Source organism: Asanoa siamensis (assembly GCF_016862555.1).
Lineage (GTDB): Bacteria > Actinomycetota > Actinomycetes > Mycobacteriales > Micromonosporaceae > Asanoa > Asanoa siamensis.
The window spans coordinates 107,987-122,116 of the sequence record NZ_BONE01000003.1 but is presented as its reverse complement, the minus strand read 5'-3'; the positions used below and the strand labels follow the sequence as shown (position 1 = coordinate 122,116).

Annotated in this window: 12 protein-coding genes and 2 pseudogenes; 5 read left to right on the top strand and 9 right to left on the bottom strand. The window is 71.7% G+C overall.

Annotated elements, in window-relative coordinates; translation table 11 throughout:
* Positions 1–213 precede the first annotated feature (213 nt).
* The 4 genes from moaC (at position 214) to Asi02nite_RS03275 (ending at position 2,845) form a co-directional block, all read left to right on the top strand.
* Positions 214–699 (top strand): cyclic pyranopterin monophosphate synthase MoaC, encoded by a 486-nt coding sequence (moaC, locus tag Asi02nite_RS03290; protein ID WP_275410253.1) that lies wholly within the window; start codon positions 214–216, stop codon positions 697–699.
* Positions 696–1,181, top strand: coding sequence for a MogA/MoaB family molybdenum cofactor biosynthesis protein (locus Asi02nite_RS03285; RefSeq protein WP_203710608.1), 486 nt, complete (start codon positions 696–698; stop codon positions 1,179–1,181). The genes moaC and Asi02nite_RS03285 overlap by 4 nt, the downstream gene beginning before the upstream one ends.
* 78 nt (positions 1,182–1,259) lie before the next feature.
* On the top strand, positions 1,260–2,438 hold the full coding sequence (locus Asi02nite_RS03280; protein WP_203710691.1) for a molybdopterin molybdotransferase MoeA: 1,179 nt from the start codon (positions 1,260–1,262) through the stop codon (positions 2,436–2,438).
* A complete protein-coding gene (locus Asi02nite_RS03275; RefSeq protein WP_203710607.1) occupies positions 2,435–2,845 on the top strand; it encodes a molybdenum cofactor biosynthesis protein MoaE in 411 nt (136 codons plus the stop codon). Before Asi02nite_RS03280 ends, Asi02nite_RS03275 begins: the two co-directional genes overlap by 4 nt.
* Before the next feature lie 8 nt (positions 2,846–2,853).
* On the opposite strand, the gene Asi02nite_RS03270 is transcribed toward Asi02nite_RS03275, so the two are convergent.
* The gene (locus Asi02nite_RS03270; RefSeq protein ID WP_203710606.1) at positions 2,854–3,276 is read right to left on the bottom strand and encodes a MarR family winged helix-turn-helix transcriptional regulator; all 423 of its coding nucleotides are present in this window, start codon (positions 3,274–3,276) and stop codon (positions 2,854–2,856) included.
* A gap of 86 nt (positions 3,277–3,362) precedes the next feature.
* Between Asi02nite_RS03270 and Asi02nite_RS03265 the strand changes: the two genes are divergently transcribed.
* Positions 3,363–4,355, top strand: coding sequence for a quinone oxidoreductase family protein (locus Asi02nite_RS03265; RefSeq protein ID WP_203710605.1), 993 nt, complete (start codon positions 3,363–3,365; stop codon positions 4,353–4,355).
* Between the two features lie 89 nt (positions 4,356–4,444).
* Here Asi02nite_RS03265 and Asi02nite_RS03260 read toward each other — a convergent pair whose 3' ends face one another.
* The 8 genes and pseudogenes from Asi02nite_RS03260 to Asi02nite_RS03230 all read right to left on the bottom strand — a co-directional run bounded on the left by Asi02nite_RS03260 (position 4,445) and on the right by Asi02nite_RS03230 (position 14,055).
* Positions 4,445–5,914, bottom strand: a complete 1,470-nt coding sequence (locus Asi02nite_RS03260; protein WP_203710604.1) for a glycosyltransferase 87 family protein — start codon at positions 5,912–5,914, stop codon at positions 4,445–4,447.
* Positions 5,915–6,106: 192 nt separating this feature from the next.
* Positions 6,107–6,715, bottom strand: coding sequence for a DoxX family protein (locus tag Asi02nite_RS03255; protein ID WP_203710603.1), 609 nt, complete (start codon positions 6,713–6,715; stop codon positions 6,107–6,109).
* 55 nt (positions 6,716–6,770) lie between these two features.
* The gene (locus Asi02nite_RS03250; protein ID WP_203710602.1) at positions 6,771–7,976 is read right to left on the bottom strand and encodes an ATP-binding protein; all 1,206 of its coding nucleotides are present in this window, start codon (positions 7,974–7,976) and stop codon (positions 6,771–6,773) included.
* A 123-nt stretch (positions 7,977–8,099) separates the two neighbouring features.
* Positions 8,100–9,032: an LppU/SCO3897 family protein gene (locus Asi02nite_RS41385; RefSeq protein WP_239126434.1), complete on the bottom strand. Its 933-nt coding sequence runs from the start codon at positions 9,030–9,032 to the stop codon at positions 8,100–8,102.
* Between the two features lie 117 nt (positions 9,033–9,149).
* Positions 9,150–10,931, bottom strand: a pseudogene (locus tag Asi02nite_RS42670) (ATP-dependent helicase); the annotation flags it as partial.
* A gap of 80 nt (positions 10,932–11,011) precedes the next feature.
* Positions 11,012–12,338: pseudogene (locus Asi02nite_RS42665) on the bottom strand (endonuclease Q family protein); the annotation flags it as partial.
* Between the two features lie 70 nt (positions 12,339–12,408).
* Positions 12,409–13,779 (bottom strand): metallophosphoesterase, encoded by a 1,371-nt coding sequence (locus Asi02nite_RS03235; protein WP_239126433.1) that lies wholly within the window; start codon positions 13,777–13,779, stop codon positions 12,409–12,411.
* Positions 13,780–14,055, bottom strand: coding sequence for a MoaD/ThiS family protein (locus tag Asi02nite_RS03230; RefSeq protein ID WP_203710600.1), 276 nt, complete (start codon positions 14,053–14,055; stop codon positions 13,780–13,782).
* Positions 14,056–14,130 lie beyond the last annotated feature (75 nt).

Below are 14,130 nucleotides of genomic sequence, written 5' to 3'. Positions count from 1 at the left end.
CAAACCCCGGTGACTGACCATCGAACTGACACGCTGCGTAGCCGATCGGACAACGGTCTATGCTCCTTCCGGGCGAGCGGCGAATGCATTCAGGGTGCATTAACAAACCGTCCGAGCAGCGGACAAAATTTGTGCGATACTACGAGATCGATATAACTGCGGGGGAAACCGTTGGTACCGCACGGTGCCCGCTGGTCCCGATAGGCTCACAGCGTGGGTGAGACCAACCTGACGCACGTCGACGAGAGCGGAGCCGCTCGCATGGTCGACGTCTCCGCGAAAGATGTCTCCGCCCGGCGGGCCACCGCCGCCGGCCGGCTGCGCACCACCGCCGAGGTGATCGACCTCCTGCGCCGCGAGGGCCTCCCCAAGGGCGACGCGCTGGCGGTCGCCCGGATCGCGGGCATCATGGGCGCGAAGAAGACACCCGACCTGGTGCCGCTCTGCCATCCGATCGCCCTGACCGGGGTGACCGTCGACTTCGAGATCGGCGAGACGACCGTGGAGATCACCGCGGTCACGCGTACCGCCGACCGCACCGGAGTCGAGATGGAAGCGCTGACCGCCGTCGCGACCGCCGGGCTGGCCCTGGTCGACATGGTCAAGGCGGTCGACCCGGCCGCGGCGATCACCGACATCCGGGTGCTGCGCAAGGAAGGCGGCAAGACCGGCCTGTGGGACAGGGAGGACGAGCAGTGATCCGCGCCCGTGTGATCGTGGCTTCCAACCGTGCGGCCGCCGGGGTCTACGCGGACACCAGCGGCCCGATCCTGGTCGAGGGCCTGCGGCAGATCGGCTGCGAGGTCGGCGAGCCGATCGTGGTGCCCGACGGCGAACCGGTCGCGCAGGCGCTGCGGATGTCCATCGCCGAGGGCATCGAGGTCGTCGTGACCAGCGGCGGCACCGGCATCACGCCGACCGACCAGACGCCCGAGATGACCAAGCTGCTGCTCGACTACGAGGTGCCGGGCATCGCCGAGGCGATCCGGGCCCACAGCCGCGAGCAGATCCCCGCGGCGGCCCTGTCCCGCGGCGTCGCCGGCGTGGCCGGCCGCACCCTGGTGATCAACCTGCCCGGCTCGAAGGGCGGCGCCCGCGACGGCCTCGCGGTGCTGGGCCCGATCCTGGTGCACGCGGTCGACCAACTCCGCGGCGGAGATCATCCCGCGCCCAACCTCTAGAACACGTCGCGGCGATAGGCTCGCAGGGTGACCGCCGAAACTGTCGCGACCACCACCTGGGCCGCCGCCCGCACGATGATGCACGAGGCCGGGCGTGCGGCCGCGGTGCCGCCCGTCGAGGTGCCGGTCGACGAGGCCGACGGCCTCACGCTCGCGCAGGACCTGGTCACGCTGACCACGCTGCCGGCCTTTCCGACGTCGAGTGTGGACGGCTACGCCGTCCGTGGCCCGGCGCCCTGGCGGCTGGTCGGCGCCGTGCTCGCCGGCAACTCCTCCGCGCCGCTGCCCGACGACGGCACGGCCGTCGAGATCGCCACCGGCGGGATGCTGCCGCCCGGCGCCGAGGCGGTGCTCCGGGTCGAGGAGTCGGCCCGCACCGACGACGGCCGGATCACCGGCCGGCTGCGGGAGACCGTCGAGTGGCGCCGGCCCGGTGAGGAGGCCGAGCTCGGCGAGCTGCTCGTCCCGGCCGGCACGCCGGTCGACCCGGGTGTGCTCGGGCTGGCGGCGTCCTGTGGCTACGACACGCTCGCCGTGCGGCCCCGGCCGCGGGCGGCGCTGCGGGTGTTCGGCGACGAGTTGCTCACCCAGGGTCCGCCCGGCGACGGCCGTGTGCGGGACGCGCTTGGTCCGAACGTCCCGGCCCTGCTCCGGCGGTACGGCTGTGCGATCGCACCCGGAGCCGTGGTCGGCCCGGTCGAGGACACGCTCGACGCGCACGTGGCGGCGATCCGCTCGGCGCTGGCCGACGCCGACCTGGTCTGCACGACCGGCGGCACCATGCACGGCCCGGTCGACCACCTGCACCCGGCACTCGCGGCACTCGGCGCCGAATACCTGGTCAACACCGTCGCGGTGCGGCCGGGCTTCCCGATGCTGGTCGCCCGCGTGACCGGCGACGACGGCCGGGTCCGGTTCGTCGCGGGCCTGCCCGGCAATCCACAGTCGGCACTGGTCGCGCTCGCCTCGCTGGTCGAGCCGCTGCTCGCGGGCCTGCGCGGGCGCGCGCTGCCCGAGCTCGGCTCGGTCGAGCTGGCCGAGCCGGTGCCGGGCCGGGGCAACTACACGCACCTGGCCCTCGTACACGTCGACCCGGCCTCGGGCACGGCCCGCCCGCTGCGCCACGTCGGTTCGGCGATGCTGCGCGGGCTGGCGATGGCACACGGTTTCGCCGTGATCGCGCCGGGCACCACGGGCGAGCCGGGCGCGCGGGTACCGTTCGTACCGTTGCCGCTACTCCCGGGAGAACGACCGTGATCGTCACCGTGACGTCCGACCCGCTCGACCTCGCCGCACACGAGGCGGCGGTCGCCGACCCGCGCGCGGGCGCGGTGGTCTCGTTCCAGGGCGTGGTCCGCGACCACGACGGCGGCCGCGCGGTGGTCTCGCTCGACTACGAAGGCCACCCGTCGGCGCTCGAGGTGCTGCGCGAGGTCGCGGCGGAGATCTCCAAAGAGCCCGAGGTTCACGCGGTAGCGGTGTCCCATCGCGTCGGCGCCCTGAAGATCGGCGACGTGGCCCTGGTGGCCGCGGTCAGCACGGCCCACCGCGGTGCGGCGTTCGCGGCCTGCGGCCGCCTGGTCGACGAGGCCAAGGCCCGCCTCCCGATCTGGAAGCGCCAGGTATTCGCCGACGGCACCGAGGAATGGGTCAACTGCCCGTAGGCGCCGGCTCAGCCCAGCGCCTTTCGCAGCAGCGCCGTCAACAGGTCCTGTTCGTCGGGTGACAGCCGGCCGACGGCCGTGCGGGCGAACGTGAAGGCCGTCGCGAACCGTCGATTGACCTCGTCTCCTCGGGGGGTACGCGCGACGAGTCGTCCGCGGCGATCCGCGGGATCCGGTTCGCGAGCCGCGAGGCCGAGTGCCTCGAGCCGCACGACGATCTGGGTGATGTTGGAGGCGTCGCAGCCGAGGTCCTCGGCCAGGGCGCCCATCCGGCGAGGCGTGTCCAGCCGCCCGAGCACGCATGCCTGCGCGGAACTCAGCGACAGCTCGGCCGCGGCTGCCTCGTAGGCGCGGTCGTACACGTCGACCAGGTCGAAGAGGACGGTCTCCGCCTCGGACGAGGCGGTAACGGGGCCGTTCGGTAGCGCCATGGCCATCAGTTTAGGGGATTACTTGATCCGCTCAACTACCTGTGATCCAATGATCCTTGATTAACTCAAGTAAATTGGGAGGATCGATGGGCGGCAGTGGCTCGACGATGAACGCGGTGGTTCTGGACCGGTTCGGCGGAGTCGACGAACTCTCGCTGCGCCGGATACCAGTCCCTGAGGTCGGTGCCGGCGACGTCCTCACGCGGGTCGAGTTCGCCGGGGTCGGATCGTGGGACGCGGCCGAGCGGAACGGTGACTACGACGGCGTGTTCGGCGTCCCGTCGTCCTTCCCCTACGTCCTCGGCTGGGACGCGGCGGGCACGGTCGCCGCGGTCGGCCGCGACGTCACCGGGTTCGAGGTCGGCGAGCGTGTCTACGCGGCCACGATGCCGCTGCCGCGGGGTGGCGCCTACGCCGACTACGTCGTGGTGGCGGCGGAGTTCGTGGCGCGTGTGCCCGCCCGGATGCCGACCGAACAGGCCGGCGCGATGGCCTGGGACGCCCTCACGGCCTTGACCGGCCTCGACCGGCTCGACCTGCGCGCGGGTGACAGCCTCATGGTCTTCGGTGCCAGCGGCGGCATCGGGCACCTGGCCGTGCAACTCGCGCGGCACAGCGGCATCCGCGTGTTGGCCGTGGCCTCCGGCGCCGACGGCGTCGCCCTGGCCCGGCGGCTGGGCGCCGACGGCGTCGCCCTGGCCCGGCGGCTGGGCGCCGACGCGGCCATCGACGGTCGCAGGGACGACGTGCCGGCCGCGGCGACCGAGTTCGCGCCCGAGGGACTGGACGGGGCTCTCGTCACGGTGGGCGGCGAGATCGCCGAACGCGCCCTGCGCGCGGTCAAGGCCTCCGGACGGATCGCCTGGCCGAACGGCGTCCTGCCCGTGCCCACGACATCGAAGGTCGTCGGTTACGACGGGGACCGAAGCCGAACCGCCACGGACCGGCTGAACGCCATCATCGAGTCGGGCGCGTTCGAGGTCCACGTCGCGCGGACCTTTCCGTTGGAGCGAGCCGCCGACGCGCATCGCGCGCTGAACGATCACTACCTCGGGAAGCTCGCGCTGAAAGTCGGATAAGCCTGACCACCGCGGGCCTGGCAGCGAAGCGGAGCGAGCGGTGCCCGGCGGGAGCGACGGTCGCGCCCCCGCCGGGCCCGGGCAAGGATCTAGCTCTTGACCTGCTGTTGGTGAATCGCGCGGCGGTCGACGCGGAAGCGCTCCGGGTAGAACGCCGGCTCCGCGCCCGGGCGCCACGGCAGGGTGGCGACCAGGATGATCAGCGCGAGTGCCAGCGAGTTCTCCATCAGGGCGCCCCATAGGCCGTCCTCGTAGTGGGAGAACTCGGGCAGTTGGTGCTCGTACGGCCAGATCGGCGAGACCAGGAACAGCACGTAGACGGCCAGCGCGGCGCTCGCGTGGCGGAGGCCCGTCAGCGCCGGGAACCAGATCGGTGTGCGGAGTTGGGCCGGGCCGCTCATGCCCGCGCTCGGGGTCAGGCCCCGGCGGGTCAGGCGGCGGCCGCTCTCCAGGCCGCGGCTGGCGTCCCGGCGGCGCATCGCCGCGTCGGCCAGGACCACGATCGCCGGGATCACGAAGACCAGGTGGTGCGACCACGAGATCGGGCTGATCACGTTGGCCGTGAGGCCGACCAGGGCGAACGCCGTCAACTCGTCGCCGTCGGCGTGGGCGCGGGCCGCGCGGGACAGGCCCACGGCGAGCATCAGCACCGCGAACGACAGCCAGAGCAGCGTCGGCGCCTCGGCCGTGTCGTAGAGACGGGCCAGCACGCCGGCCAGCGACTGGTTGGGCGTCATGTCGGCGGCGCCGACGCGCTCGGTCTCCCAGATCACCCGGAGGAAGTACGCGGCCGAGTCCTTGCCGGCCACCAGGAACGTGGCCGCGCTGACGCCGATCGCCGTCGCGACCGCCGTGGTCGCGGCGCGCCACTGGCGGGTGACCAGCAGGTAGACCACGAAGAGCGCGGGGGTCAGCTTGATCGAGGCGGCGAGGCCGATGCCGACACCCGCCCACGAGCCGCCGCGGATGAAGCGGACGAGCGCGCCACCGGTCGGCACGAAGCCGGCGCTGGCCCGGGCGCGCCAGCGCAGCGCGACCATGTCCGCCATGATCAGCAGGAACAGCAGCAGGTTGATCTGGCCGTAGCCGAAGGTCTCACGCACGGGCTCGATGGCGGCGGCCGCGGCGACCGCGAGCCCCGTGGCGAACCAGCGTGACCAGCCGTAGCGGCGGGCGATCGGGCCGAGCAGCGCCCACATGACCACCGCGAGCGCGAGCAGGCTCGCCGCCACGTTGATCCAGGCCGCGGCCCCGAACGACACACGCGACATCGGCAGCATGAGCACGCCGGCGAAGGGTGGGTAGGTGAACCCCAGCCCGGTGTCCGGCGCTGCAAATGCGTAGAGATCGCGTCCGCTCGCCCACCACACAACCGCGCCGTGGTAGATCTTCATGTCGAAGAAGTTGTACGGCCGTCCGAACGCACCGATGGCGTACCAGGCCGTGATGAACGCGCCGGCCAGGAGGCCGAGGCGCACAACGTTTCGACGATAGATCCCACGGACAGGGCTGCTGGTCGGGACGAGGCGGTCGGTCCGTCTTCCGACGGTCGCCGGCATGGCGTGGCCACCCCCGTACCCTTTGTAACGTGCCGTCCAGGTCTGTATCGAGCCTAGAGGGGCTCGTGTGACGTCACCCGGCGCGTTATCTGACCGTGTCCGATCCCACACTAGTTCGCGACATTTCGTCCGCGTTAACGCAGGGCGACTGGTTCATACGTTTCGGGTCGTTGTTGTCGGATTCAGCTGGCGTTAGCTGGGCAACCGCCGCCCGGCCGCCGCGGCGCGGTACGCGATCCTGGCCTCGCGGCGCGCCGTCTTGGCCGCCCGGCGCACCGACTGGCCGCTCTGCCCGATCGAGTGCAGCCCGTGCTCCAGGTTGTGCCGGCCGTGCTCGAGGGCGTGCCGGCTGTGCCCCGCGTAGTGGCTCGCGCGCCAGGCCAGGCCCGGACGACCCTTGGTGTCGGCCGCGGCCATCAGCAGCCCGCCGAGCAGACCCACGTTCTTCAGGAAGTGGGTCTCCTGGTGGCGGCGCTCGACCGGGTCCTTGACCGTCCAGAACGGATGCGCGACGAGGGTCGTCGGCACCAGCGTGCCGGCGAGCACCAGCGCGGCGGGCCGGGTGAAACGGCCGGTCGCGAGCATGAACCCGGCCGCGACCTGGGCCGCGCCGGCGATCCGCACCAGCGACTCGGCGTCGGTCGGCAGCTTCGGGCTGGCCTTCTCGAAGAGCGGGCCGACCTTCTCGCTCACCTTCTGGGCCCTCGGCACCCACGGCGTCGGGCGGGCGATGGAGCGGGCGCCACTGACGACGAAGATCGTGCTGAGGAACAGGCGCGCGACCGTACGTACGGGACTCATGCCATAACTCTTACCCCGTCACGCGGGCGTGTATCCCCCAAACGGTGCGACGCGGTCAAGGTTGCGTGCGCAGATACCGTCCGAAGTGGGGCACCGTGAAGGCGACCGTGCCGCGCTCGCCGGAGTAGATGAGGCCCTTCTTGATGAGGGCGTCACGGGCCGGTGACAGGCTGGCCGGCTTGCGGCCGAGCGCCTGGGCGACCTCCGCCGTCGCGACCGCGATGTCCATGTCGTCGGAGCCGCTGTTGACCGAGAGCCCGGCCATCGCGCGCATGTATTCGCGTTCCGCCGGCGTCGCGCGCTCGAAGCGGGACCCGAAGAACCCGACCGCCAGCTCGGCCTCCGCTTCGGGCGCGGCCACCTTGACGTCGTCGGCGGTGATGGGGGTACGCGGGGCGTGGTCCCAGGTCGCCTTCCCGTACGCCTGGACGAAGTAGGGGTATCCGCCCGACTTCTCGTAGAGCAGGTCGAGCGCCTTCGGCTCGTAGTCGACCTCCTCCCGGGCCGCCGGCGCGCCGAGTGCCTGGTCGGCCGCGATCCGGTCGAGCCGGTCGATCCGCTGGTAGCGGAAGAGTCGCTCCGAGTAGGACTTGGCGGCCGAGAGCACGGCCGGCAGGTGCGGCAGGCCGGCGCCGACCACGATCAGCGGGGCGCCGAGTTGCGACAGCTCGTGGCACGCGGCGCAGAGGGCGGAGATGTCGTCCGGCGGGACGTCCTGCATCTCGTCGATGAAGAGGGCGACGCCGGTGCCCACGTCGGTGGCCACGGCGGCCGCGTCGGTGAACAGCTCCACCAGGTCGATCTCGATGTCGCCGGAGTCGGCCCGGCCGTTCTTGACCGGCACGTCGATGCCGGGTTGCCAGCGGTCGCGCAGCTTGGCGTTGGCCTGGTTGGCGCGCAGCGCGAACGCCTTCAGCACGCCGAGGAAGTCGTCGATCCGGTCCGGCGCGCGGTGCCGGGGCGCCAGCTCACGCACGGCCATGTGCAGCGCGGCCGCGACCGGGCGGCGCAGCGACTGGTCGGGCCGGGCCTCGATCTTGCCCGTGCCCCAGAGCCGGCCGATGGCCTGGGAGCGCAACGAGTTGAGCAGCACGGTCTTGCCGACGCCGCGCAGGCCGGTGAGCACCAGGCTGCGCTCGGGCCGGCCGCGGGCGACCCGCTCCAGCACGACGTCGAAGACGTCGAGCTCACGGTCGCGACCGGCCAGCTCGGGTGGACGCTGGCCGGCGCCGGGTGCGTAGGGGTTGCGCACCGGATCCATGTCGATGACCGTATCGGTCGATCTAGGAAAGACCCTAGAAACGCGTAGATGCGGGTACGGCGTGTCGCGGTCTCGCGTCGTCTAGGACTCTCTACGTTTTCAGCTAGATGGCGCTAGCTTCGCCTAGGTGTTACGTAGCTTCAGGCAGAGCACGTAGTCGTTGAGGTCGAGCGGGCTGTCGAAGAAGTACCAGTCGGTGTAGCCCTCGACCTCTTTGCACTTCTTCTCCGCGTCGTCCTGGCCGGTCGTGGCCGCGTCGAAGCGGGCCAGCACCTGGTAGGTCTTCACGCCGCACTTGGCGATCTCGAGCTTGGGGTCGCTGGTGCTGCCGACGTTCTTGACGCACTGCCCCTTCTTGACGAAGCGGGCGTCGGCCGACGACTCCGGGTCGGGCTTGGCGCTCTGCTCCGCGGCCTTGGTCGCCTCGGCCGACGCGGTTGGCTCGCCGGCGGTGGTGACCGGGGGCTTCTCCTCCGGGCGGCCGGCGTAGTAGACCGCCGCCGCGCCGCCGCCGCACACCAGCACCGCGAGCGTGATGACCAGGGCGAGGACCGGGCTGAAGCGCTTCTTGCGCGGCGGTTCCTCGGGCGTGGTCCAGTTCGGCTCGGTGCCGTACTGCGGGAAGTTCTGGTCGTACTGCTGGGTGGGCTGCCCGTAGCCGGGCTGGCCGGCGTAGGTGGGCTGACCGCCCCCGTAGCCTGGCTGCCCGTAGTTCGGCTGGTCGTAGCCGGGCTGGCCGTAGCTCGGTTGGCCGCCGTAGCCGGGAGGGTTGTCGTAGCCGGGGTTGCCGCCGTAGCCGGGGTTGCCGCCTTGCCCGTAGCCGGGATTGCCGCCGCCCTGGCCGTAGCCGGGATTGCCGCCGCCCTGGCCGTAGTCGGGGTTGCCCTGGCCGTAGTCGCCGCCGCCGTAGCTGGGTGAGCCCGGTCCGCCGGGTGGGCTGGACTGCGGCTGACCGCCCCATGGGTCCTGGCCACCCCACGGGTCCGATGGCTGGCCGTACGGGTCGTTCGGCTGGCCCGCGTACGGCCCACCGTTCGGCGGTCCGTAGTTCGACATGGACGTTCCTCCTGGCCGAGGGAGTTCTCATCGCTGGCTCTGGTCACCGTAGCGGCTAACCGGGCAGGGCTCACCTCCCGGAACCGCGCCAAACCTACCCCTGGCGTGCCGCGCGACTCAGATCAGGCGGAGCTGACGGTCCTTGGGCCGGCGTTCCTCGGTCGCGCCGAGCCGCTCGAACAGCCCGGCGTCGATCGCATCGAGGAACGGCGACGGCCCGGTCTCGCGTTCGGCGCCGAGCCGGAAGCGGCGCTGGGCGTGCGAGACGTAGAGCCGGTCCTGTGCCCTGGTCAGGCCGACGAAAAACAGCCGGCGCTCCTCGGCGAGGTCGTCGTCGCTGGTGCGGCCGTCGAACAGGCGCAGCGGAAGCAGGCCGTCCTCGCAGCCGACGAGGAAGACGACCGGGAACTCGAGGCCCTTGGCCGCGTGCAGGGTGAGCAGCGTGACCGCCTCGGCGCGCGAGTCGAGCGCGTCGACCTCGGCGCCGGTGGCGAGCTGGGCGAGGAACTGCTCGAGATCGTCGCCGCAGCGGCGGGCGAGCGGGGTGAGCACCTCGACGGCTGACCAGACGTCGGCCGGGCTCGGTGTGCTGCTGCTGTCCAAGGTGGGCGTGGCGAACCGGTCGGCCAGGAGCTGACCGGTCTGGCGTACGCGGGTGGCCAGGTCGTGGGTCTGGCTTGCTGGGTTTGTCTGGCTTGTTGGGTTTTGCGTGGCCAGGCGTAGCTCGCGGGCGATGGCGGCGACGCCGGCGCGGTCGCGGAGCCGGTTGTGCGAGCGCTTCTGCACCGGGATGCCGGCCCGGGAGAGCGCGTCGAGGATCGGCGCCGACTGCTGGTCGGTGCGGTAGAGGACGGCGATGTCGGAGAACGAGACGCCGGCGGCGTTGCCGCTGATCCGGCCCGAGTCGAGCGAGCGGTGGGACAGGCCACCGACCAGATCGTCGATGGTACGGGCGACGAAGTCGGCCTCGTCCGTGGCGGAGACGGCGGGATAGCGGCCGACCAGCGGGGCCTCGGGGTCGAGGCGGGCGGGGTCGAGGCGGCGGCCGCGGACCAGGGAACTCGGCGCGATGGCCTGCACGGCGGCGGCCAGGATCGGCGCGGAGGACCGGTAATTGCGGGTCAGGCGGACCGGCCGGGCGTCGGTGAAGTCCTCGGCGAAGCGCAGGAAGTAGCCGACGTCGGCACCGCGGAACGAGTAGATCGCCTGGTCGGGGTCGCCGATCGCGCACAGGTTGCCGTCGGGCGGGCAGAGCAGGCGCAGCAGCTCGTACTGGGTCTCGTCGACGTCCTGGTACTCGTCGACGAAGATCCACCGCCAGCGGGCCTGGTAGCGGTCGACCAGGTCGGGGTCCTGGCGCAGCAGTTCCAGCGGCAGGGTGACCAGCTCGTCGAGGTCGACCAGGTCTTGGGCGCGGAGGAGCTTCACGTAGCTCGCGGCGTCGTCGCCGGCTTCCTTGCGGGCCGTTTCCCGTTCGGTGTCGTCGGCGATCCGGAAGGTGGGCGGCAGGCCGACGGCGGTCGCGTTCTCGCGCAGGATGGTGAGGCCGAGCGAGTGGAAGGTCGCGACGGTGACGTCGGCGGCGACCGGGCCGAGCAGGCCGTCGAGCCGTGTCCGCAGCTCCTCGGCGGCCCGCCGGGTGAACGTGATCGCGAGGCAGTGCTCGGCGAAGACGCCCAGCTCGGCGCAGAGGTAGGCGATCCGGTGGGTGAGCGTACGGGTCTTTCCCGTGCCGGGGCCCGCGACGATCAGCATCGGACCGCCGGGTGCCGAGGCCGCGACCCGCTGCATCGCGTCGAGCCGGTCGAGCAGGCCGGTGCCGACCTCCTCCATGCCGGCGAGCATCGGTTCGAACGGCTCGTGCGGGGAGACCTGGGGTGGTGGCGGGATGGCGGGTTCGACGCGCTTGACCGGGCCGCGCCGGGCCGACTGCTCGGACGGGCGGTCGGGGGCGGTGACCTTCTTGCGTTTCGGTTGCTGCGGCTGCGTCGGCACGTCGAACAGCGTGTCGGCCTGCTGGTGGCCGGTGGGCAACTCGTGCTTGTCGAAGACGCGGATCACGCCGTACGCGCCGTCGTAGCCGGGGGTGCGGTGCACGTCGCCGCGGCGCAGCCGGCTGATGGCTTCCTCGAGGTGGTCGCCGCCGGCCTTCTTGATCTCGTCGAGCGGGGTGTCGCGCAGGATGGTCAGCTCGGGGCCCAGGGTGGCGATCAGGGTGTTGAGCTTGCCCTCGACGGTTTTGGAGCGCGGGCCGACGCCGGCGATCTCGCCCAGGATCTCGGCGAGGGCGAGGAGGTGCTGGACCGGCTTGGGGTCGAGGCGGGTCTGTCCGTCGTGCCGGTCGGCCAGGTCCTCGACGCGGCTGAGCACGCCGACGGTGAGGGGTTTGTGGCATTCCGGGCACAGGCCGCCGGCGGCGCGGGTCCGGGCGGGTTCCCAGTTGACGCCGCAGAGGCGGTGGCCGTCGGCGTGGTACTTGCCCTCTTCCGGGAAGAACTCGAGAGTTCCGGCGAGGCCGTGGCCGGTGCGGAGGGCTTCGCGTACGGCGTAGTAGTCCAGGTCGGTCTGGAGGATCGTGGCCTCGCGGGCCAGGGCCGGCGGGGAGTGGGCGTCCGAGTTGGACACCAGTTGGTAGCGGTCGAGGCTGGAGACGCGCCAGTTCATCGCCGGGTCGGAGCTGAGGCCGGTCTCGACGGCGAAGATGTGGTCGGCGAGGTCGGCGTAGCAGTCGGCGATCGCGTCGAAGCCGGACTTGCTGCCGAGGGCCGAGAACCAGGGCGTCCAGATGTGCGCGGGGACCAGGAAGCCGTCGGGGCTCGCCTCGAGGGTGATCTCCAGGAGGTCGCGGGAGTCGAGGCCGAGGATCGGGCGGCCGTCGGAGGCGAGGTTGCCGATCCGGCCGAGCGCCGTGTTGAACCGCCCGACGGCGTCGAGGTCGGGCAGGTAGATCAGGTGGTGCACCTTGCGGGTGCGGTCGTCGCGCTTGTAGATCGTGGAGATCTCGACGGAGAGCGCGAAGCGGACCTGTTCCTCGCTGCTGGCCAGGCGCGGCGGGAGTTGCTTCGTGATCGCCTGCTCGGCGTCGCGGCTGAGCCGGAAGAGTCCGGGTTCGGCCGGTTCGAGATGCTCCCGCAGGTGGTCTGACCAGGCGGGGTGGGTGAAGTCGCCGGTGCCGAGGAGGGTGACGCCTTTGCGGCGGGCCCACAGCGCGAGGTTGGGCAGGGTGAGGTCGCGGCTGCAGGCGCGGGAGTACTTGGAGTGGATGTGCAGATCCGCGACGAAGGGTGCGGCGGAGTACGGGAGCACGGTGCATAGTGCCATGCCCTGCCCGGCAATGCGGTGACCGTCCACCGTGGTGCGGCGTGTCGCACAGCCGTCAGGGACTACGAAGCTCCACGACGGTGACTTGCGGGGGCGCACCGACGCGTACGGGCGGCCCCCAGAACCCGGCGCCGTTGGTCACGTAGAGCTGGGTGTCGTCGAACGTGGCGTAGCCGTTGACCACCGGTTGTTCGAGCCGCACCAGCAGGTTGAACGGCACCATCTGCCCGCCGTGGGTGTGGCCGGAGAGCTGCAGGTCGACGTTGTTCTTGGCGGCCTCGTGCACCTGGATGGGCTGGTGCGCGAGCAGGACGACGGGAATGTTCGTGTCGCGGTCGCGCAGCGTGCCCGGGATGTCCGGCCCACCGGTGCTGGTCCCCTTACCGGCGACGTCGTTGACCCCGGCGAGATCGATCGCCCCACCGGCGGCGGTGATGAGCTGACGCTGGTTGCGCAGGGTCCGGATCCCGAGCCGCTCGACCTCGGCGAGCCACTCCTCGGCGCCGGAGTAGTACTCGTGGTTCCCGGTCACGAAGAACGCACCGTGCCTGGACTGGATGTCCCGCAGCGGCGCGGCGGCGGCACCGAGCTCCTGCACGGTGCCGTCGACGAGGTCCCCGACGACGGCGACGAGGTCGGCCTGGGTGCGGTTGATGACGGACACGATGCGCTCGGTGTGGGCGCGGCCGGCCAGGGGCCCGAGGTGGATGTCAGAGACGGTGGCGATCCGGAAGCCGTCCATGGCCCTGGGCAGCTTGGCCAGGGTGATCTGCACACGATCGATCCGCGGGGCACTCAACGCGGTCCGGGCGCCGTAGCCGGTGATACCGGCGGCGGTCAGGCCCGCGAAGATCGCGGCGCCGCGCGCGAGGAGCACCCGCCGCTGCATCCCCGCGGGTTCGCCTGGGTTGTTTGTTGCCGACCCGGCGGACGGAACACCGATCGCGGGTTCGACGTCGTTCGCTTGCTTGTCGGCTGCCGGGTGATCGCCTGTCGCGTCCACAGCCGTGGTGACGGACGCGTCGGTAGTCGCGTCGTCGCCCGCCCGGCCCGCGGTGGCCGCCGCCGGCACGTGGGCGGCGAGGTGCTCGTCGACGTCGCTCGCGGACGAGTCGTCGGCGGCGGCGGCGCGGCGGCGGAGCGCGATGCGCACGAGCAGCATCGGGATCTCCAGCAGGGCCAGCACCACGAGCAGATAGAACATCAGGGCGATCCACAGGTACCCGGGCCAGGCCAGGGCCGTCGCACCCGTGCGCGTACCGATCAGGGTGGCCGGCACCAGCAACCCGAGCACGATCGCGAGGCCGGCACCGAAACGCCGCCAGCGCCCGGGCCGCGTCACGTCCTTGACGAGCCGTTTCCAGAGGTAGAAGTGGATCAGACCGATAGCGACGAAGGCGAAGCCGACGAACAGAACGACGCCCACTTACCCACCCGCGAACGGCGGAAGGACGTCAACCTCGGCCCCGGCCGGCAACGGCCGCTGACCGTCCCGCCAAGCGACGCCGTCGACCAGAAAGCTCGCGGCCTTGAGCACGGTGGCGAGCCGCTCACCATGCCGCCCGGCCAGCTCCGCGACGAAGCCGTCCTGCGTCAACCCAGCGGCCACGCTGGTCTCCGCGACCCCGGCGGCCGCCCGCGCCCCGGCGAAGAACCGGACGGTCACGACCCCCGACGCCAACCCGTCGACGGGATTACCCATGCCGATCAGCCTATCTCCCACCGTCACGCGGAATTCGCGCCACCACACATCGCCGCCCGCACGCCGTCACCGGCG

Bases quoted from the DNA above. Each gene is read 5' to 3' on its own strand.
- Asi02nite_RS03280 (WP_203710691.1), top strand. From the start codon at position 1,260: ATGCACGAGGCCGGGCGTGCGGCCGCGGTGCCGCCCGTCGAGGTGCCG.
- Asi02nite_RS03270 (WP_203710606.1), bottom strand. From the start codon at position 3,276: ATGGCGCTACCGAACGGCCCCGTTACCGCCTCGTCCGAGGCGGAGACC.
- Asi02nite_RS03265 (WP_203710605.1), top strand. From the start codon at position 3,363: ATGGGCGGCAGTGGCTCGACGATGAACGCGGTGGTTCTGGACCGGTTC.
- Asi02nite_RS03260 (WP_203710604.1), bottom strand. From the start codon at position 5,914: ATGCCGGCGACCGTCGGAAGACGGACCGACCGCCTCGTCCCGACCAGC.
- Asi02nite_RS03255 (WP_203710603.1), bottom strand. From the start codon at position 6,715: ATGAGTCCCGTACGTACGGTCGCGCGCCTGTTCCTCAGCACGATCTTC.
- Asi02nite_RS03250 (WP_203710602.1), bottom strand. From the start codon at position 7,976: ATGGATCCGGTGCGCAACCCCTACGCACCCGGCGCCGGCCAGCGTCCA.
- Asi02nite_RS41385 (WP_239126434.1), bottom strand. From the start codon at position 9,032: ATGTCGAACTACGGACCGCCGAACGGTGGGCCGTACGCGGGCCAGCCG.
- Asi02nite_RS03230 (WP_203710600.1), bottom strand. From the start codon at position 14,055: ATGGGTAATCCCGTCGACGGGTTGGCGTCGGGGGTCGTGACCGTCCGG.